Source organism: Sphingomonas paludis (assembly GCF_053502515.1).
In genome coordinates this window covers 3,025,016-3,045,819 of record NZ_CP187558.1, presented here as the reverse complement: position 1 = coordinate 3,045,819, position 20,804 = coordinate 3,025,016, and the positions used below count along the sequence as shown (strand labels likewise).

12 protein-coding genes and 1 tRNA gene are annotated in these 20,804 nt (G+C 67.8%); 7 read left to right on the top strand and 6 right to left on the bottom strand.

The annotated features are described in order from the left end of the window. Positions 1 to 72: 72 nt before the first annotated feature. On the top strand, positions 73 to 2,793 hold the full coding sequence (gene galB / locus ACPVPU_RS14735; protein ID WP_448658727.1) for a beta-galactosidase GalB: 2,721 nt from the start codon (positions 73 to 75) through the stop codon (positions 2,791 to 2,793). On the opposite strand, the gene ACPVPU_RS14730 is transcribed toward galB, so the two are convergent. The 4 genes from ACPVPU_RS14730 to ACPVPU_RS14715 all read right to left on the bottom strand — a co-directional run bounded on the left by ACPVPU_RS14730 (position 2,790) and on the right by ACPVPU_RS14715 (position 8,495). Next, positions 2,790 to 4,103 (bottom strand): HAMP domain-containing sensor histidine kinase, encoded by a 1,314-nt coding sequence (locus tag ACPVPU_RS14730; protein ID WP_448658726.1) that lies wholly within the window; start codon positions 4,101 to 4,103, stop codon positions 2,790 to 2,792. The two genes, galB and ACPVPU_RS14730, sit on opposite strands and share 4 nt — an antisense overlap. Before the next feature lie 13 nt (positions 4,104 to 4,116). Beyond that, positions 4,117 to 4,800, bottom strand: coding sequence for a response regulator transcription factor (locus ACPVPU_RS14725; RefSeq protein WP_448658725.1), 684 nt, complete (start codon positions 4,798 to 4,800; stop codon positions 4,117 to 4,119). A gap of 150 nt (positions 4,801 to 4,950) precedes the next feature. Next, the gene (locus ACPVPU_RS14720) at positions 4,951 to 7,914 is read right to left on the bottom strand and encodes a tetratricopeptide repeat protein (RefSeq protein WP_448658724.1); all 2,964 of its coding nucleotides are present in this window, start codon (positions 7,912 to 7,914) and stop codon (positions 4,951 to 4,953) included. A gap of 11 nt (positions 7,915 to 7,925) precedes the next feature. After that, complete coding sequence (locus ACPVPU_RS14715; RefSeq protein ID WP_448658723.1) at positions 7,926 to 8,495, bottom strand: hypothetical protein; 570 nt, start codon at positions 8,493 to 8,495, stop codon at positions 7,926 to 7,928. A gap of 335 nt (positions 8,496 to 8,830) precedes the next feature. Here ACPVPU_RS14715 and ACPVPU_RS14710 point away from each other — a divergent pair, with 335 nt between their 5' ends. Genes ACPVPU_RS14710 through ACPVPU_RS14695 form a run of 4 tightly spaced genes read left to right on the top strand, consistent with a single transcriptional unit; the run spans position 8,831 to position 17,615 of the window. Further along, positions 8,831 to 11,191 carry a transglycosylase domain-containing protein gene (locus tag ACPVPU_RS14710; protein WP_448658722.1) on the top strand — a complete coding sequence of 787 codons (2,361 nt, stop codon included), beginning with the start codon at positions 8,831 to 8,833 and terminating at the stop codon, positions 11,189 to 11,191. Positions 11,192 to 11,223: 32 nt separating this feature from the next. Continuing rightward, complete coding sequence (locus tag ACPVPU_RS14705; protein ID WP_448658721.1) at positions 11,224 to 12,138, top strand: hypothetical protein; 915 nt, start codon at positions 11,224 to 11,226, stop codon at positions 12,136 to 12,138. Continuing rightward, the gene (locus ACPVPU_RS14700; protein WP_448658720.1) at positions 12,138 to 13,121 is read left to right on the top strand and encodes a CsgG/HfaB family protein; all 984 of its coding nucleotides are present in this window, start codon (positions 12,138 to 12,140) and stop codon (positions 13,119 to 13,121) included. The genes ACPVPU_RS14705 and ACPVPU_RS14700 overlap by 1 nt, the downstream gene beginning before the upstream one ends. Before the next feature lie 57 nt (positions 13,122 to 13,178). Further along, complete coding sequence (locus tag ACPVPU_RS14695; RefSeq protein ID WP_448658719.1) at positions 13,179 to 17,615, top strand: Calx-beta domain-containing protein; 4,437 nt, start codon at positions 13,179 to 13,181, stop codon at positions 17,613 to 17,615. Between the two features lie 71 nt (positions 17,616 to 17,686). Here ACPVPU_RS14695 and ACPVPU_RS14690 read toward each other — a convergent pair. Beyond that, positions 17,687 to 17,776, bottom strand: a tRNA-Ser gene (locus ACPVPU_RS14690). Between the two features lie 187 nt (positions 17,777 to 17,963). On the opposite strand from ACPVPU_RS14690, the gene ACPVPU_RS14685 reads away from it, so the two are divergent. Beyond that, complete coding sequence (locus ACPVPU_RS14685; protein WP_448658718.1) at positions 17,964 to 18,752, top strand: EipA family protein; 789 nt, start codon at positions 17,964 to 17,966, stop codon at positions 18,750 to 18,752. A 186-nt stretch (positions 18,753 to 18,938) separates the two neighbouring features. On the opposite strand, the gene pyrC is transcribed toward ACPVPU_RS14685, so the two are convergent. Further along, positions 18,939 to 19,976 (bottom strand): dihydroorotase, encoded by a 1,038-nt coding sequence (pyrC, locus tag ACPVPU_RS14680; protein ID WP_448658717.1) that lies wholly within the window; start codon positions 19,974 to 19,976, stop codon positions 18,939 to 18,941. Positions 19,977 to 20,078: 102 nt separating this feature from the next. On the opposite strand from pyrC, the gene ygfZ reads away from it, so the two are divergent. Then, positions 20,079 to 20,798, top strand: a complete 720-nt coding sequence (gene ygfZ / locus ACPVPU_RS14675; protein WP_448658716.1) for a CAF17-like 4Fe-4S cluster assembly/insertion protein YgfZ — start codon at positions 20,079 to 20,081, stop codon at positions 20,796 to 20,798. Positions 20,799 to 20,804: the final 6 nt, after the last annotated feature.

The window sequence follows — 20,804 nt, the reverse complement described above, 5'->3', positions numbered from 1 at the left end:
CGGTGGAGGCTGCCCTTTTTTTGGCCTTGCGGAGGGGGAAAGCGGACCGACGTGGCGACGAAGGGGTAGGGGATGGGCGGGTTGAACCGTAAGCAGACGATCGCGGGATGGGGCATCGCCATGCTGGCCGCGGCGTTGATGGCCCTGGCTCCTGACAGTGCGACGGCGCGTGATCGGGTGCTGCTCGATACAGGATGGCGCTTTACCAAGGGCGAACCGGCGGGCAGCGGTGCCGGCCTGGCCTATGATGTTCGCCCGGAAGTCACCGAAAGCGCCGATGGCAAGGTGGCGGATGCGCGGCCCGATACAGCGGTCGCCATCGATGCGCGGAATGCCCGCGTGCTGAAGCCGTGGATCCTGCCCAGCGCCAATGCCCTGATCCGCAATGTGGCCCGCCGCCATGTCCGTCCGGCGGGCGATCCGGGCAGCGACCATCCCCATGTGCAGGCCGGTTTCGACGACAGCGGATGGCAGGCGGTCACGCTACCACACGACTGGGCGATCACTGGCCCGTTCCTGGAAACCGGCCCTTATGGCGGGATGGGTCGCCTGCCCAGCTGGGGCATCGGCTGGTATCGCCGCGTGCTCGACGTGCCCGCCGGGGATCGGGGCAAGTCCATCTTTCTCGATATCGACGGGGCAATGTCCTATTCGACCGTGTGGCTGAACGGTCGGCTCGTCGGCGGCTGGCCCTATGGCTATAACAGCTATCGGCTGGACCTGACGCCGTTCGTCCGGTTCGGTCAGGCGAACCAGCTGGCGATCCGGCTCGACAACCCGCCGGAAAGCGCGCGCTGGTATCCGGGCGGTGGCCTTTATCGCAATGTCTGGCTCACCAAGACCGACCCCGTCCATGTCGCGCATTGGGGCACGGTGGTCACCACGCCGGAAGTCTCCGCCGAGCGGGCCATGGTGAAGCTGGACGTGACGATCGACAATGACGGCGCGAGCGCGGCCGATGCCGAGGTTTCGACGACGCTTTATGTGCTGGACGGTCGGGGGCGCCGCACCGGCAGGCCGGTGGCGAGCATCGCCCGCGCGCCCGTGCGCGTCGCCGCCGATGGCCAGGCGACGGCCAGCGGCAGCGCCGTCATCGCCAAGCCGCGCCTGTGGGGACCGCCGCCGACGCAAGCGCCGAACCGCTATGTCGCGGTCACCCGCGTGACGCAGGGCGGGCGTGTGGTGGACGAGGTGGAAACCCGTTTCGGCATCCGCACCATCGCCTTCGATCCCGATCGCGGTATCATCGTCAATGGCGAGCATGTGCGGTTTCAGGGGGTGAACAATCACCACGACCTGGGCGCGCTGGGCGCGGCGTTCAACACGCGCGCCGCCGAACGCCAGCTGGAATTGCTGCGCGACATGGGCGTGAACGCCGTCCGGATGAGCCACAATCCGCCAGCGCCGGAACTGCTGGAGCTGACCGACCGGATGGGGTTCCTGGTGATCGACGAGGTGTTCGACAGCTGGGAGCGGAAAAAGACGCCGCTCGATTTCCACCTGATCTTTCCCGACTGGCACGAGCCGGACCTGCGCGCGATGCTGCGGCGGGACCGCAACCATCCCAGCATCGTGCTGTGGAGCGTCGGCAACGAGGTGGGCGAGCAATATACGGGCGAGGAGGGCGCCGCCATCGGCCGCAAGCTGGTGCAGATCGTGCGCGAGGAGGACCTGACCCGCCCGACCACCAGCGCGATGAATTTTGCCAAGGCGGACATGCCGCTGCCCGGCACGGTCGATGTCTTGAACATCAATTATCAGGGGCATGGCATCCGCACATTGCCCAGCCAGTATCCGGCGTTCCGCGCGCGCTTTCCCGACAAGGCGATCCTGCATTCGGAAAGCGCGTCGGCCCTGTCCAGCCGGGGCGAATATCTGTTCCCCGTGCCGGGCGCGATCAGCGCCAGCGTGCGCCCCGGCGTGGGCGGCGATCCGGTGACTCAGCAGGTCAGCGCCTATGAGCTGTTCGCATCCGATTTCGGATCGTCGGCAGACCGGGTCTGGGCGCTGGATGACCAGCATCCATGGAATGCGGGCGAGTTCGTGTGGACGGGCTTCGACTATCTGGGGGAGCCGACGCCCTATTACGGCGCGCGCAGTTCCTATTCCGGCATCCTCGACCTCGCCGGTTTCCCCAAGGACCGGTACTGGCTGTATCTGTCGCGCTGGAAGCCGGACCTGAAATTCGCGCATATCCTGCCGCACTGGAGCTGGCCGGGGCGCGAAGAGCAGGTGACGCCGGTGCATGTCTTTTCCAGCGCGGACGAGGCGGAACTGTTCGTCAACGGCACGTCGCAAGGGCGGCTGAAGCGCGCGCCCTTTGCCTATCGTTTCCGCTGGGATTTCGTGACCTATCGGCCGGGCGAGATCCGGGTGGAGACGTGGAAGGACGGCAAGCCATGGGCCAGCGCCACGCGGCGGACCACCGGCGATCCCGCGCGACTGTCGGCGACGGCTGACCGGTCGAAAATCGCGGGCGACGGCAAGGACCTGTCGTTCGTCACCGTCCGGGTGCTGGACAAGGACGGAGCGGTGGCACCGCGCGCGATGACGCCGCTGACCTTTGCCATAGAGGGGCCGGGCGAGCTGGTCGCCACCGACAATGGCGATCCCACGAGTTTCGTACCGTTCCAGTCGACCAGCCGCGCCGCGTTCAACGGCATGGCGCTGGGCATCGTGCGGGCGTTGCCGGGGCGGCGCGGGCCGATCACCGTTCGGGTGACGGGCGAAGGCGTGCAGCCGGCCACCGTGACCCTGACCGCCGGGGAGGGGGTGACCGCTGACCCGGGCTAAACCGGGACAGACGGGGCAGGGCCGGGAAAGCGAACGGTGGCGATCAGCCCCGAATGGTCGCTGCGATCCGCCAAGGTGATCGACGCGCCGTGGATGCGGGCGATGCGAAACGCCATGGCCAGCCCCAGGCCGGTGCCGCGCGTCCCGGCGGTGTGCGATCCGCGCATCCCCAGCGTGCCGATGGCGTCGGGCAGCGCGGCCCGGCCCGGCCCGGCGTCCGTCACCGAAACCCGTGCCCCCCGCGCATCCGCTCCGACGGACAGGGCGACCATGGCGTTCATCGGCGAATATTTGATCGCATTGTCGATGAGATTGGCGAACAGCCGCATCAGCAGCGCCCGTTCGGCGGTGACCACCGGCTGGGCCGTGCAGTGCAGGTCGATCCGGATGCCCCGTTCGGCCGCCGCATCGGCATAGAGTTCGACCAGATCGGCGATCAGCGCCCGGAGCGGCACCGATTCCTGCCGAAGCGGGCGTTCCTCCATTTCGGTCAGCAGGATGACGGCATCCATGGTTTCCATCAGCTGCACCAGCACGGGTTCGACCCGTTCCGCCTGAACGATGCCCTGACTGCCGCCCGATCCCCGGATCGCCTGGACGGCGTAGGCGACGGGGGCGCGCAGTTCGTGCACGATCTGTTGCGCGATGCGTTCGTGATGGCCAAGCCGGGCCGCGATCAGCGACAGCATGCCGTCGACCGACTGGGCAAGCTGGCCCAGCGCATCGCCGGTCGTGTCCGCCACCCGCGATTCCAGCGCGCCGCCGCCGAACCGGTCCATCGCGTCTGTGATTGCAGCGACGCGGCGCGAAAACCGGCGGGCGGACTGACGTTCCGTCAACCACAGAATGGCGAACAGCCCCCCGATCGCCAGCGCCAGCGCCGGGGCGAAGGACAGGACACTGTCCCCCATTCCCTGCGTCGGCCGGCCGATGAACAGGTGGAAATGATCGTCCAGTTTCAGCGTCGATCCGGCCAGGCCATCCACCACCGTCACCGGCGATGCGCCGATGCGGACCGGGGGCGCAAAGCCGCGCGGCCAGGCGCCCAGATTGCCGGCCAGCCGGTCGCCGGTTTCGGGATCGATCAGGATGTAGAGCAGCCGTTCCGGTGTATCCAGCGCGCCGGAACGGGCATCGATCAGCGCAAGCGCCGCGATCAGTCCGGACGTGTCGCTGAGCGTGGCGACGAAATCCCGTTCCGCCGCAACGCCGCGCACCACCCGGTCGCTGGCCTGTCGATGTTCCCGCCAGCCAAGCCCGGCGAACAGGATCATGACCAGGATCAGCAGCCCGGCGGCGCGCAGGGACATGGGGCGTTCGCGCCTAGTCAACGACCAGCCTGTAGCCGCGTCCCTGGACCGTCTGGATCAGCCGGGCCGAGGTGACCGCCGCGATGTCGCGGCGCAGGCGGCTGATCCCGGCCTGGATCGCATCCATCTGAGGCGGCAGGCTGTTCCATTTCGACCAGACCCGCGCCCACAGCGTTGCATAGGATACGACGTCCCCCGGCGTTTCGGCGAGGGCGCGCAGAATGTCGAAGCCCATGCTGGACAGTTCCAGCCGCCGGTCGAACCAGTGGACGGTGCCGTAATGCAGGCTGATCCGCAGGGCGCCGGACACCAGTTCCGACCGGTCATAGCCGGGCAGCCGCCGGGTAATGGCGCGCAGCCGGGCGATCAGTTCGGCGGCATCGAAGGGTTTGGCCAGATAATCGTCGGCACCGTCGTTCAGCGTGTCGGCCGCCTGATGCATCCCGGCAAATTGGGTCAGCACCAGGACCGGGGTACCGCATCCCTGGTTCCTGAGCCGGCGGACGACATCCATTCCCGTCAGCGATTGATCGCGCAGATGCACATCGACCACCAGGGCGTCGAACCCGTCGGCCAGCGCGGATTCGCAAGCCTGGCTGGCCTGATCAAAGCGGGTGACGCGCCAGCCGGCATCGGCCAGCGTGCCGGCGACCAGATCGGCCCAGTGCGCTTCATCCTCCAGCAAGCCAATGTGCATGAGCCATCCGTCCCCCGATGCGGCGTCGCGCCCGCGCACGACCATCATGCACGACCGCCCCGGTTGCCCAATGGCCGGCCGGTTGCCTGACGCGATTTGTCGGATTGAACCGATCGGCCGGGCCGTGAGGGCAGCAACCGGCCGGCATCGTCAACCGCGCGTGCCGACCAGCACGAAACTGCGCCAGTAGCGGGGATCGCGCCACCGGCCGCCCTCCATCCGCGCGAGCCGCCGGATCGCGAGGCGCAAGGCCCGCGCAGGCGACAGATCGGGCTGTCGCGCCAAGATCCGGAACAGCTGACGCGTCAGGGCGGCGGTCGCCGCGTCGTCCACGGGATCGATCGTCACCAGCACCGCGTCTGCCCCGGCCATCAGGAACGCCCGCGCCAGTCCGGAATAGGGGTCGGCCGACAAGGTGGGATCGGGTGTCGCCGTGTCGCAGGCCGCCAGCACGACCAACCGCGCGCTCAGCCGCATCCGCGCAACCTCTGCCGCGATCAGGAAGCCGTCGCGCGCGCCCGGATCGCTGGCCGCCTCATCGGGTTGCAGCACCAGCCCCGGTTCGCTGCGCCCATCCAGATCGGCAGTGACGGCATGGGTCGAAAACAGCAGGAAATCGGCCTGAGCCAGCGCGTCCGATCCCGTCAGCGCGCCTTCGGTCGCGGCGGTTCCGGCAAGGACCGTCCCCCCGTCAAAGGCACGGGCGGCATCGGCCATTTCGCCGTCCGCATGGATCAGCGGAGCGAGCGGTCGGCCATCGGGATAGCGGGACAGGGTAGGCGCGCCGATGGCGAACAGACGCGCCGGCCGGTCGGTTCGCTGCGCCCCGCCGGTGCCCAGGCCCGACACGCTGGGCAAATGGACCAGCGCCCGGTTCATGCCCAGCATCGGGCCGCCCTGCGACCCAGTTGGCAGCGCGGCGAAGGAGACACGCTGCAAGCCGGCATCGGCGCTGATGAACACGGTCTCGATCCGCTTGCCAGCGGGCAGATCGGCCAGCAGCCCGTCGGGCATCGCCCCCGGTGCCTTCGCCGCGCCATCGATGCGATCCACCCGGCCGCGCGGCGCGATCGGCGTTGCGTCCGGCCGAACCGATGTCGGCGGCGTCGACCGGTGCCAGGCCCAGCGGGCGGTGTCCGAAGTGATCGTCCATACGAACATGCCGTCGCCGTCGGGCACGACGAGCAGCAGCGCCTGATCCGGTGCCAGTCGCTGCTGCGCCTGATCCAGCGTGAGGGGCGCAGGTCGTCCGATGGCTGCCTCGGCGCCGGCCAGGGTGCGGGCATTGGCATCCAGTTCGGCCAGCTGGGCATCCAGCGCGCGGCGGCGATCGATGGCGGCGGCGATGGGCCTGTCGCCGTCGCCCCGGACCAGTGCCGCGTCCAGCCGTTCGCGGTCGGCGATCAACGAATCCCGCCGGCGACCCAGATCGGCCAGCGGCCCGGGCAATTGCCGCGTCATGGCCACCGCCGAAGCCGTTGCCAGCTGGGTTCCCTGTTGCGCGGCGACGAATGCATCCGCACAGGCTTGGTCACAGGGCCGCGATCCGTCCCCGCCGGGCCAGTTGGCGCGAACGGCAAGGGCATAGAGACCGCGGAACCGGGCCAGTTCGCGCTGGGCCAGCACATCGAACCAGCGCAGCCCGTCGAGTCGCCGGGCCAACAGGTCCATTGTCGCGGCGATGCCCGTCCGGGCGGCGGCTGGATCGTCGGGCAGCATGGCGGCGGCCAGGGTCGTGCGCGCACCGATGGTAACGGCATGGCCCGGCAAGCCGAGCGCCTCCATTCCCGCCACGGCGGCACGGGCATCGGCAATCGCCGCCGCCCGGTCATCCGTGCGCAGCATCGCCTCTGCCCGGAGCGCCAGCGCCTCGCTCCGGTCGAACCGGTCGCTCGGCCGGTCGGTCAGCAGCGCAAGACCGCGTTCGATGGCCGTGCGCGATTCCCCGGGTCGTCCCAACAGCAACAGCGCCTCCGACACGGCCTTGCTGGCCTGGGCCACTCGTGCCGGATCGGGCGGATCAACACTGGTTTCATGGCTGAGCGACGCCTCGAAATGCTCCAGTGCCGCCCCCGGATCGCCCATCGCAAGCTGCGACCAGCCGATCGCGGCATGCGATGCGCTGACCTCCATCCCGCCGCGCGTTTCGTTGGACCGGCCGATGGCCAGCGACCGTTCGGCCAGCTGGATGGCGATGCGGTGCCGCCCCTCCATCCGCGCATTATGGGCGAGGGCGTTCAGGGCAAGCGCCATGCCGCGCCCGTTCGTGCCGTTGGTCGCGCTGTAGGATTCGACCGCTTCTTCCAGCAGGGGGCGGGCTTCGCGGTACCGGCCGAGCGTCTGGAGGTTGGTGGCGAGATTGGACAGGGCGTTGGCGATCGTGGGGTGATGTTTCGGGAAATTGGCGCGCAGCCGCCGCAACCCTTCCCGATAGGCAGCCTCTGCATCGTGCCACCGCCCGACATTTTGAAGCGTATAGCCCAGATTGGCATGAACCTGCGCCACCAGCGGGTGTTCGGCGGGCAGCCCGACCAAGGCCTGTTTCACCGCTTCCTCGCGCAGCGCCAGTGCCGCTTCGTACCGGCCCTGATAATCCAGGTTGGTGGCAAGGTTGATGTAGGCGACGATCGTGCCTTCGTCCGCAGGGCCGTTTACCGCCAGGTTGATGGCCAGGTCGCGCCGGATCAGCGGTTCCGCCTCGTCCCGCCGTCCCTCGCGGCTGAGCACGATAGCATAGTCGGAATAGGCCCCGCCGGTTTCCACATCGTTTTCGCCATAGGCTGCGCGGGCGATATCCAGCCGCATCCGGGCCAGCGGTTCGACCGTCGGACCGGGCGCGTAAAGCGACAACAGCACATCGATCCGCGCCGCCAACAGGTCGTAACAGGCGATGGTTTCGCCATGTGCCTTCAGGCAGGCATCGGTTGCCGGTGCCAGCGCTGCGTCCGCGGCCTGATAGTCGCCGCGCTCATACGCCGCCTCCGCCGCGGCGGGCAGGGGCACGCGCGGGGTGGACGTGCTGTTCCCGGCCAGCAGGACTGCCCCCGCCAGCCACGCCGCTACGAAAGAGGCGCGCCGGATGCGGCGGCTTTGCGGCGATTGCGGATCGGCCATCCCGCCCCCCGTCAGTTCGTGAACAGCTGGAACGTCATCGGCGCGGCGACCGGATCGGCACGCGTGATCAGGACATCGACCGGCGCGGTGCGTTGCGGCCGCCATTTGCACAGGATCCTGCCGCTGCGCCGCTGTTCGGAACAGATGGTCCGGCCGCTGGCCGACCGCACCGTCAGCCGGACCGGCCCTGCGGCGCGCAGATAGATGACCGCCGGGGCATCGCCGCGAAACGCGATGCGCCGTTGCCAGCCGGCGCCGACGATCAGACTGGATGCCATTTGCAGCGGCCCGTCGACATGGCCACGATCCGCCTCGACCTGCTTCAACCGGGCGAGCAGGCGGGGATCGTCGGCGGCTGCCCGATGCGCCTCTGACAGTCGGTCGGTAACGTCGATGGCGACCGGATGCCCATCGGCATCGAACAGCCCCCGCCGTGCAGCGGACAGGCAATGGGCGGATTCGACCAGCCGTGCGCCGTCCCCGTCCTCCTGGAACAGTGCATAGAGTTCATCGGCCCGGTGCAACGCCTCTGCCGACGAAATGGGCTGACCCGCACAGATCAATGCCGCCAGCAGGATCATTTCGACTTCACGCGCACAACCCCCGGCGACTCGTCTTGCCCCGCGACGTTGTCGAGCAAGACCAAAACAGAAATCAAGTCGGTATTGGCAGAAAACGGCTGCGAACTTTGCAATCGGCGTAATATTCGTTGGCCATCGCCCGTTAGCCGGCAAGTCTGCGTCAAGAGTCCTGACAAGCCCCGTCAGAAAGCGGGCGGTGCGACGACAAGGCCGCCCGTACCCCCATAATCCGGCTGTTTTGCGAGCGCGTGGCGCGGGGCCACGCGTTCGCTGGGTCGGCGGGCAAGTCCGGGCGGAAGGCCAGGGCCAGGAGCGGGGACGGTGCAGGCGGGGCGATGACCAACGACGCGACCTTCGATGCCGGGCTGATCGGGCGGGGAACGGATCGTGCCCCGACCGGGGGTGCGGCCGCCACCGGCGCGCGCAGCAGCCGGCGGCGGCTGGTCGCGCGCGCCGCGCTCTGGCTGGCCGCCGCGTGTTCGGCGGGTCTGGCGATGGTGCTGGCGTGGCTGGCGCTGTTCGTGCCGGTCGACAAATCCGCCCGCCCGCTGGTGCAGCCCCGGATCGTGATGCTGACCCGGCAGGGTCAGCCCTTTGCCCGGTCCGGTCCGCTGATGGACCGGCCGGTGGCGGTGTCGGTGCTGCCCGATCATGTCGCCCAGGCATTTTACGCCATCGAGGACCGCCGGTTCCAGTCGCATTGGGGGATCGATCCGGTCGGCATCGGCCGGGCGCTGGTCAGCAACCTGACGGGCGGCCCGCGCCAGGGGGGCAGTACGATCACCCAGCAGCTGGCCAAGAACGTGTATCTGCGCGACGCGCGCGGCGGGTTCGAGGAAGGATTGTGGCGCAAGGCCAAGGAAGCGGCGATCGCCTTGTGGCTGGAGACGTGGCTGACCAAGGATCAGATCCTGGAACGCTATCTGTCGAACGTCATGTTCGGCGATCAGGTGTATGGCCTGCGCGCCGCTTCGCTGCATTACTTCTATCGCCAGCCGGAGCGCCTGACCCTTGCCCAGGCGGTGATGCTGGCCGGTCTGGTGCAGGCACCCAACCGGTTTCAACCGACCCGCAATCTGGGACGGGCGCAGCGCCGCGCGGCGATGGTCGCACGGGCCATGGCGGCGGCGGGGTATATCAGCGCGGCAGAGGCAGCGGCGCTCGCCCCGGCCGCGCTGGACGTGCGCAATCCCGGCCTGGCCCCGAGCGGGCGTACCGGCAGCTATTTCGGGGACTGGGCGCGGGGCGAATTGCGGTCGCGGGCGGTCAGCGGATATGCCGAGCAACGGATCGTCACGACCCTGGACGGGGACCTGCAACCCCTGGCCGACCGGGTGATGGGCACGGTGCCGCCGGGGATCGGCGGCGCGCTGGTGGCGATGCGGCCGAATGGCGAGGTGGTCGCCATGGTCGGTGGCCAGGATTATGGCGGCGTCGAATATAATCTGGCCACCGGCGACGGTCGCCAGATGGGATCGACGTTCAAGCTGTTCGTGTATCTGGCGGCGCTTCGTTCCGGCATGACGCCGGACACCCCGGTGTCGGATGCCGCGTTCGAAACGGGCAGTTATCGGCCCCGTAACAGCGATGGCCGATATGAAGGCGCCATCCCGCTTAGCGATGCCTTTGCCCGGTCAAGCAACGTCGCCGCCGTCCGGCTGTACCAGCGGATCGGGCACGAGCCCGTGATGGCCGCTGCCCGCGATCTGGGGCTTTCTGCGGTGCTGGAGCCTGCGCCCAGCCTGGCACTGGGCACGGCCAATGCGTCCCTGCTCGAACTGACGGCGGCATATGCGGCGATTGCGGACGGCCGATATCCGGTTCGACCAACGGCACTGCCGGGGACGCAGGGCAATTGGATCAGCCAGTGGTGGGATGACCGCCAGGCAATCGACGCGGCTTCGCTGGACGGAATGCGCAGCATGATGCGCGCCGTGGTCGAGCGGGGCACGGGCCGGTCGGCGACGCTGCCCGTTGCGGCGTTCGGCAAGACCGGGACGACGCAGAACAACCGCGATGCCTGGTTCATCGGCTATGCCGGTGATCTGGTGGTCGGCATCTGGCTGGGCGACGATGCCGGACAGGCACCCGCTTGGATGAGCGGAGGCGCCGGCCCGGCCCGGCTGTGGCGATCCTTCATGACGGCGGCGCTGGCCGCAGGCAAATTGAGTGCGGCCCCGGCCGTGGCGCAGCCCGGACCGCTGGACAGCGATGCCATCGCAGCGGCGGTGCCGATGGGTGTGGCGGGAAGCGCCGCAGGGGCAGTTCCCCGCCCGGCCGTGATGCCGAACGACGGCCTTGCCGCAGATGGCGGTGCCATCGGCGATCCGGGGAGCGCCGCATCGGGCGAAACGGGCGTGGATATCGGCACCGGGCGTGCGGGGGGCGTCGATCCGGACAGCGCCGACCGACCCATCCGCCAGACCGGCATGGCAGATGCCGGGCGCACCGACCGCACCGGGGGTATCAGTCGGCCCGACCGCGGGTCAGCAGCGCGGACTGTCGTTGCTGGGCAGGGGCGCGGGGAACCGGATCGCCCGCGCCGTGCGCCCGGCGTCGCATCGGCAGTGCCGACGGGCGGTACGGGTGGGCGCCCAGCGTCCAGGCCGGCGCAATCGGCGGCATCTTCCATGCAGCAGCCCGCCAGGCGGCGGCTGGCCGATGGCAGCGTGCTGGAGACGCAACTGGTCGAATGACGGGGGCATAATCGATGAATCGGGGGAATGGCATGAGCGTTGGTGGACAGGGTTTGGTGGCGTGGATGGCGGCTTTGGCGATGCTGGGTTGCGCAACGCCCGTGTCGGCGCAGACGGCAAAGCCGGTGATCGGGGTGGAATCGGTCAAGGGCGGGGAACAGGAAGTCCCCAATCTGCGCACCATGATCGAAACGTCGATCATCAACACCAACCGCTTCACGGTGATGAACGCGGGCCAGGTGGAGGTGCTGGAAAAATCCGAGACGCTGTGCGGCACGGGCATGATCTGGGAACGCGGCAAGTGCGTGCGCGGCAGCGTGAAGCTGCCCGATTACCGGATCTCGGCGCAGGTCACCTCGGTCGGGATCAACCGCTCGAACGGCGTCAACCTGATCTCGATCCTGGCAAAGGATGCCCCGCCCTGCATCATCCAGGAACCTTATCTCTCGGTCGATATCCGCGTCACCACATCGGCAAACCAGATTCAGGCGGGCGAGGCGATCACGCTGAAAGGCCCCAAGGTAACGGCGTGCGACGGATCGGAACCCAATGCGCGGTCGGCGTTCGACAGCCTGTTGCGCAGCATCGCCGAGCGCATCACGCAAAAGCTGGTGCTGACCAGCTACCCGATCGAGCTGATCGACCTGCAGCCCGGCAACCGCATGATGCTGACCTATGGCGAGGATGTGCTGGCGCAGAAGCAGCAGGTCGTCGTGCTGCGCAAAGGACCGGTGCGGACCGACAGCCAGGGGCGGCAATTCCCCACCGAAATCCAGGTGGGCGTTGCCGAAGTCGTTACCCTGTCGCCCAGCTCGTCGATCGCGCAGCTGATCTGCACCTATGGCGGCGGTGAACCCGCGATCGGCGATATCGCCCGGCTGGCCCCCGCCAAGCTGCGCGCCCAGCGCCCCGCCAAGGGGTCCACCCTGCCCGGGGAGTGCCGCTGATGCGCATGATGTCCGCCATCGCCGCACTGGCCCGCCATTGCGGCCGGGCCGTCATCGTGGCCATCGGCCTGTTCGGCGCTCAGATGGCCGCAGCGCAGATCCAGGGGTGCGCGAGTTGCGCCAAGGCCGCCGTGCTGGACATGGATAGCACCCAGCAATGCGAATATTTCGCCGGGCAATGGGGGCGGGTGTTTTCGTGCACCGACGGCTGGCGCGCGTTTCAGGCCAATCTGGAAACCGCCATCACCCAGACCCGCAAGCTGCAGGTGGTCGAGCGCAACCAGCTTTATCGCATGATGGACGAACAGGCGGTCCAGAGCTTTTTCCGAAGCGCCGGGCGCAAATGGTCGTTCACCACCACGGGGGCCGATTATCTGGTGTACGGCAACATCACCGAGGTCGGGTATCAGGCGCGCGAGTTCAACGATCGCACATCGTCCAACCGCAACGTCGTCGGCACCTTTGCCGTCGATGTGAAGTTTGCCGAAACCCGGACGGGCAAGATCTTTTACGCGGGCACTGTCCGGGTCGAGGAAACGATGGCCGGCGGGTCGGCATCGGCCAGCAGCAGCAGTTCGACCACGACGTCCCTCGGCGCGCTTTACGGTGCCCTGCAACGAAAGGCCGCCCGGGCCATCGCGCTGCAACTGGTGACCCAGGCCTATCCGATCCGCATCCTGCGGGTGACCGGGGACAGTGCCATTCTGAGCTATGGCGGCGGCGTGCTGGAACGCGGCATGATCCTGGACGTAACGGATGGGTCCGGTGGCGATCTGGTGGATCCGGATACCGGCCGGGTGATCCGGGGGGCGGGGATTACCGCCGCGACCCTGGTCGTCACATCCGCCAATCCCGATTTTGCGGTGGCGAAGCTGCGCACAGGGTCGCCCGGCGCCCTGAACGCGGCAGCCCGCGTCCTGTTGTCCGAAGAAGTGCCCGAGGCGGGGCGGCCGATGACCGGGGGCGAATGGGCCGATCCCTGATCCCATCACCCCAGTTCCGATTGAGTGCCGAGTGGCTTTAGCAGGAGAGGATTGACCATGGCTGTAATCATCGTTGACGATTATGTGGTGGACGAGGCGCAATCCTTTGTCGACGTGGTCATCCGGCTGAGCGAGCCGGTGGATGGGCCGGTTTCGGTGCGGTTCGGCACCGATTCCGGCACGGCGGGCCTTTCCGATTACACCTCGACCAGCGGCACCGTGAGCTTTGCCGCTGGCGAGACGGTCAAGGTGGTGCGCATCGCGCTGACCCCCGATACTTTGCGCGAGGGGACGGAAAATTTCGAGATCGAATTGTCGAATGCGGTGGGGGCCGCGATCGGCCGCAGCGTCGGGCTGGTGACGATCATCGACAATGACGGGACGACCGGTTCGCCGACGCTGCGGGTGTCGGACCCCGTGGTCGACGAAGCCGCCGGGGTGGCGCGGTTCGTCGTGTCGCTGGACCGGCCGTCGACCGGCGCGGTCAGCTTTAGCTATTCCACGGCAGACGGCTCCGCCCGGGCCGGCAGCGATTACAGCGCGGTGTCCGGCACCATCACCTTTGCCGCCGGCCAGATGTCGCGGACGATCGAGGTGCCGATCACCAACGATGCGCTGGACGAAGGAGTCGAGGGCTTTTCGCTGCTGCTGACCAATGTCGTCGGAGCGGCGGTCGCCGACACGAACGGCACCGCCCTGATCGCGGCGAGCGACAATGCGCGCACCCAGCGCCCGACGATCAGCGTCGACCCCGCCGTCATCGGCGAGGGCCAGGGCTATGTCGACGTCGTGGTCCGGCTGAGCGCCCCGTCGGCCGACGAGGTGGAAGTGCGCTATGGCACGGATTCCGGTACCGCCGGCCTGTCCGATTACGGATCGACGAGCGGCATCCTGCGCTTTGCGGCGGGCGAAACCGTGCGGACGGTCCGCATCGCGGTAAGCGACGATGCCGTTGCCGAGGCCATCGAATCGTTCGAGGTGGATTTGTCCAACGCCGTGAACGGCGTGATCGGCCAGTCGGCCGGTGTGGTGACGATCATCGACAATGATCGTGCCGCCGGTCCGCCGGTGATCAGCCTGCGCGATGTGGTGGTCGATGAAAGCGCCGAGTTCGCCGATGTCGTCGTGACGCTGGACCGGCCGTCGACCGGACCGGTCACGCTGACCTATCGCACCGCCAACGGCACGGCCGCTTCGGGCAGTGACTATGCCGCGCAGACCGGCACCATCGTGTTTGCTGCCGGCGAGACCGTGCGGACCATCCGCGTGCCCATCGCGGACGACAGCGTGCTGGAGGGGATCGAGACGCTGCAGCTGGAACTGGTGACCGCGACCGGCGCGACGGTGACCGACCGGGCGGCGACGATCCATATCGCGGCCAGCGACCAGGCGGACCTGTTCCTGCCCACCGTCAGCATCGGTGCCGCCGTGATCGGCGAGGGCCAGGGATTCGCCGAATTGCTGGTGACGCTGAACCGGCCATCCACCGGCATCGTCGAGGTTCGGTACGGAACGGGCAGCGGGACCGCAGGATTGAGCGATTACACCGGCGGGTCGGGCGTGCTGGCCTTTGCCCCCGGCGAGACGGTGAAGACCATCCGGGTGCCGATCACCGACGACTTGATCGGCGAGGGCGTCGAGACGCTGTATGCAGAATTGTCCAATGTCGTCGGCGCGGTGCTGGGCAATTCGGTGACCACGGTGTCGATCATCGACAATGACGGGGCGGCGCGCCAGCCGGTGATCCGCATCAGCGATCCGATCGTCGATGAAGGTGGCGGCTACCTGAACTATGTCATCTCGCTCGACCGGCCCAGCACCGGCGTGGTGCAGGTCGATTATGCCAGCGCCGGGGGTACGGCCGGCGCCGGGGATTTCACCCCGGTGCAGGGCAGCATCAACTTCGCGCCGGGCGAAACCAGCCGCACCGTCCGGGTTCCGATCACCGACGACGGGACAGTGGAGGGCGCGGAGACGGTGCAGCTCGTCCTTTCCAACGTGGTGGGCGCATCGCTGATCGACGCCGGCGGCACCGGCATCATCGCAGCCAGCGACGGCGCGACCGTGCTGTTGCCGAGCATCGTGATCGAGGACGGGTGGAGCAGCGAAGGCCAGGGATTCGTCGAATTTATCGTGCGGCTGACGGCACCCAGCGAAAGCGCGGTATCGGTGCGGTTCGGCACGAGTTCGGGGACGGCCAGCCTGTCCGATTTCGATTCCGATTCTGGCACGCTGACCTTTGGTCCTGGCGAAACGATCAAGACGGTGCGCATCCCGCTGGTGACCGACACCGTGGCGGAACCGATCGAATCGTTCGAGGTCGAGCTGAGCAACGTCGTCGGTGCGACCATCGGGCGCAGCACGGCGACGATGACCATCGTCGATGCCAATGCCGCCAGCGGCACGCCCGCCATCCGGATCGGCAATGTGACGGTGGATGAGGAGGGCGGATTTGCCCGGTTCGAAATCCTGATGGACCGACCCTCCGTGACATCGGTTTCGGTCAATTTCCAGACGGTCAACGGCACGGCGGTCGCGGGCAGCGATTACACCGGGATTGCGGGGGCGCTGACCTTTCACCCCGGAGAGACGGCGCGCACGGTGACGGTGCCGATAACCGGCGATACGCTGGCCGAGGGCGCAGAGGCCTTTGCCCTGATCCTGTCGGGGTCGACGGGCGCGACCATTGCCGACGCGGTCGGCATCGCCACCATCGCCGCCAGCGACCAGGCCGCCACGAGCCAGCCCACCATCACGATCGACGACATCGTCGTGGCCGAGGCGAGCGGCATCGCGGAGTTCGTCGTCCGGCTGAGCGCGCCGTCCACTTCGGCGGTATCCGTGCGCTATGGCACCTCGTCCGGCACGGCCAGCCTGTCGGATTTCAACAGCACCAGCGGCACGCTGACCTTTGCGCCGGGGGTCACGATGCACACCGTCCGGGTGGCGATCACCGACGATCTGTTGAACGAGGGGCTGGAATCCCTGTCCATCGGCCTGTCCAACGTCGTTGGCGGGATCATCGGCACATCGACCGCGACGGCAACCATCGTCGACAATGACGGCGGGCCGCAGCCCGGCCCCGTGATCCGAAACGGCGGCAACCTGAACGACCTGCTGATCGGATCGGATTTTCCCGACCAGCTGACCGGCGGCGGCGGCGACGACCTGCTCGACGGGCGGGGCGAGGGCGACGTGCTGCGCGGCGGCGTGGGCAACGACATCTATATCGTCGATGCCGCCAGCGACGATGCGCGGGAAAATGCCGGAGAGGGGATCGACACCATCATCAGCACGCTGGCGCTGACGACGCTGGGCGATCAGTTCGAAACATTGGTGCTGGCCACCGCCGGCAGCGAAGGGATCGGCAATGCCCTGGCCAACACGTTGATCGGCAGTGCGGGCAACGACATCCTGCGCGGTCAGGGCGGTGATGACGTGCTGGATGGCGGGTTGGGCGAGGACCTGTTGTTCGGCGGCGCTGGCAACGACCTGTTCCGGATCAATTCGGCGGGCGACCTGGCGTTCGAGGATGCGGGTGGCGGCACCGACACCGCAGAGGCGTCGATCAACCATTATCTGTTCGCAAACATCGAAAACCTGGTGCTGACCGGTACCAGCGGCCTGTTCGGCGTCGGCAATGCGCTGGCCAATACGATCACCGGCAATGCGGGCGAGAACCTGTTGATCGGGGGTGCCGGCAACGACACCATCCGCGGTGGGGGCGCGCGCGACGCGATCTTTGGCGAGGATGGCGACGACAGCCTGTTCGGCGATGCGGGCATCGATTATCTGGTCGCCGGGATCGGCAACGACACAGTGGATGGCGGCGCGGATGCCGACGAAATCTATGGCGAGGCCGGCAACGATACGCTGATCGGCGGCGGGACGTTCCATACCGACATCCTGGTCGGCGGGCAGGGCGACGACATCCTGCGCGGCGACAGCGGGCTGGGCGATTTCGACCTGCTCTACGGCAATGCCGGCAATGACCGTTTCTATGTCGACACGCCCGCCGACCTGGCGTTCGAACAGCCGGGCGAAGGGACCGACACCGTCTATGCCGGCATCATCGGTGCCGGTTATTACCTGTACGACAATATCGAGGATCTGGTGCTGCTGGCCGAAACGCCGTTCGGCGTCGGCAACGCCCTGAACAATCGCATCACGGGCAATGCGATTGGCAACACGCTGCTGGGCGGGGCGGGCAACGACGTCCTGAACGGCGCCGGCGGCAACGACGTACTGTTCGGAGAGGCGGGCGCCGACCAGTTCGTGTTCCAGCGTTCGTCCGGCATCGACGTCATCGGCGATTTCCAGCGGGGCACGGACCGGATCGACCTGAGCGCGTTCGGATTGACCTTTGCCCAGTTGCAGGCGTTGTTCGTCCAGAATAGCGGCACGGGCGCGATCCAGTTCGTCACTGGCGAAGTGCTGATCTTGCAGAATGTCCAGATGAGCCAGCTGGCGGCGTCGGATTTCATCCTCGCCTGATCCCAGGGCGCCCCGCCCCCTGTCCGGCATGGATCCGGTGGGGGGCGGTGCGGCCCGGCATCATGATGATGTGGCGGAGACGGAGGGATTCGAACCCTCGATACGGTTTCCCGTATGACGCTTTAGCAAAGCGTTGGTTTCAGCCACTCACCCACGTCTCCGGCTTGGCTGGAGGCAGGGCTATAGCCATGCGAACCGGCGGGATCAACGGGTGCCGATCCCCTTTTTTCGGGTCGCAACGGCCATGTCGGGCCGGTTCGGCGCAGAATCGATTCGGGTCGTCGTCTGTTCATTGCTCCGACAGGGGCGGACTGGTTAATGAGGCCGATGATCGCCCGGGGGATTGTCATGAGGAAATTGCTGTTCAGCCTGATGCTGGCGATGGGCATGAGCCTGTCGGGCGTCGCACAGGCCCAGATCGAAACCGTCGATCCCAATGTGGTGATGGACCAGGATCTGCAGGGCGCGCCGCGCACCCCGCCGCCGCCGGTACCCACGACGGTGCCGCCGGCGACGGTCGACCCGTCGGTGATGCAGGACGGCGTGCCGACCGACGATCCCTATGCCGATGCGCGCAGCCCCTATGGCCAGCCCTATGGCGGGCAGGGTAGCGGGACCGCCGCCGCGCCCGGCGTTCAGCAGGGCGATATCGGCCAGACGTACGAGGAAAAGGACCTGATCGGGGCCGCCGAGGGCGTGTTCGGCGAAGGGGCCGAAGGGCTGGCCGGCATCATCGAGAACATCCTGAAGGATCAGGGCAGGCCCAGTGCCTATATCGCCGGGCGGGAAGCGGGCGGCGCGTTCGTCGTCGGGCTTCGCTATGGGTCGGGCACGATGAGCCACAAGGTGCTGGGCCAGTCGCCGGTCTATTGGACCGGGCCGTCCGTCGGGTTCGATGTCGGCGGCGACGCGGCCAAGGTGTTCGTGCTGGTCTATAACCTGGCCGAGCAGAAGGAACTTTATAAGCGGTTCCCGGCGGCCGAGGGCCGCGTCTATTTCGTCGGCGGTTTTTCGGGAAGCTATCTGCGGCGCGGCGATACGGTGTTGATCCCCATTCGGCTGGGCGTCGGCTGGCGGCTGGGCGCGAACATCGGCTATATGAAGTTCAGCGAAAAGCAGCGCTGGCTGCCGTTCTGACCGATGGCAGGTCGGCAATGTCCGACCGCCCGCCATCGGTCCGGCCAGCGGCGCGAAGCGCCGACTGACGGCACGGGCTTTGCCCGTGCCGGGGCTGATCGGGAAACAAAACCCTCACCCTTCCCATCCCCGCTTTCGGGGGGACGGGCTCCTTCCCTCTCCCGCAAGGGGACGGGGAGGTTCAGTTCACCCGGCCAAACGCCAGCCGAGCGTTTCGCCCGCATGGAACGGCACGACGCTGGTCCCTGCCGCCGCGATCGACGCGGTGACCGTTTCGCCGCCGCGCGTCAGCGTGATCGTCCCCTCGTTCACCGGCAGGCCGTAGAAGGCGGGGCCGTTCAGCGAGGCGAACGCCTCCAGCTTGTCCAGCGCGCCTTCCTCATCGAACACCTGGGCATAGCTTTCGATGGCATAGGGCGCATTGAAGATGCCGGCGCATCCGCAGGCCGTTTCCTTGCGCTCGATGGCGTGCGGCGCGCTGTCGGTGCCCAGGAAGAACCTGGCCGAGCCGGAAGTGGCGGCGCGGCGCAGCGCCAGCCGGTGCCGCTCGCGCTTCACCACGGGCAGGCAATAGGCGTGCGGGCGGATGCCGCCATCAAAGATGGCATTGCGGTTGAGGTGCAGATGCTGCGGCGTGATCGTCGCTGCGATGCGGACGCCGGAGGATTCGACGAACTGCACCGCATCCTCGGTCGTGATGTGTTCGAACACGATGCGGAGGGCGGGAAAGTCGCGGACGATGCCGGTCAGGATGCGGTCGATGAACACCGCCTCGCGGTCGAAGATGTCGACGCTGTGATCGGTCACCTCGCCATGGATGAGGAGCGGCATGTCCGCCGCCTCCATCGCGGCGAGCACGCCGTGGATGTTCGCCACATCGGTGACGCCGTGCGAACTGTTGGTGGTGGCGTGGGCGGGATAGAGCTTGCACGCGGCGAAGGATCCGCGCCGGAATCCCTCGACGATCGCCGCCCCGTCGGCTCCGTCCGTCAGGTAACAGGTCATCAGCGGGGTGAAGTCGGTGCCCGGTGCGACCGCGGCCAAAATGCGGTCGCGGTACGCATCCGCCTGATCCGCAGTCGTGACCGGCGGGGCGAGATTGGGCATGACGACGGCGCGGGCGAACTGGCGCGCAGTGTACTGCGCCACCGCCTGCAGCATCGCGCCGTCGCGCAGATGGACGTGCCAGTCGTCGGGGCGGCGGATGGTGATGGTGTCGGTCATGGGCACGCGCGTTACACCGATTTTCAGGCGGATTGAACCTCCGGATCGTCCCTCTGCCGGGAACGGGATGGCGTGCGGCGTCGACAGACCTATATCTGCCGAATGAATGACAATCCCAGCCTTCTGGCCGACCGGGCCGTGATAGCCGTGCGCGGGGCGGAGGCGCGCGCGTTTCTGCAGGGGCTGGTGACCAACGATACCGCCGCTGTCGCACCGGATCGGCCGCTCTGGGCGGGTCTGTTGACGCCGCAGGGCAAGGCGCTGTTCGATTTCATCCTGTGGGGCGATGGCGCCGACGTGCTGGTGGATTGCGAGGCGGGGGAGGCAGAGGCGCTGATCCGGCGGCTGACGCTGTATCGTCTGCGCCGTCCGGTGACGATCGAGCGGAACGCGCTGGCCGTGCATTGGTCGCCCGATCCGGGGCAGGGGGTGCCCGATCCGCGGCTGTCCGCGCTGGGCTGGCGCTGGCTGGGCGAGCCGGGCGGGGGGGATGCGTCGCCCGCCTGGCGGGTGCACCGGTTGGCGCTGGGCGTGACCGAGGGGGCGGGCGAGCTGGGGCAGGACAAGACATTGTGGCTGGAGGCCAATGCCCGCGAGCTGAACGGGGTCAGCTTCACCAAGGGCTGTTATGTCGGCCAGGAAAATACGGCGCGGATGCACCACCGGTCGAAGGTCAACCGCCGCCTGATGGTCGCGCCGCTGGGCGAGCCGGGGGAGCGGACGCGGGCAGTGTATCCGGAACTCGGCCTGATGGTCGAGCATCGCCGTGTCGAGGCGCCGGGTGATGCGCTGGTGCCGGGATGGTGGGGGGTGGAGGTTTGACGCTCC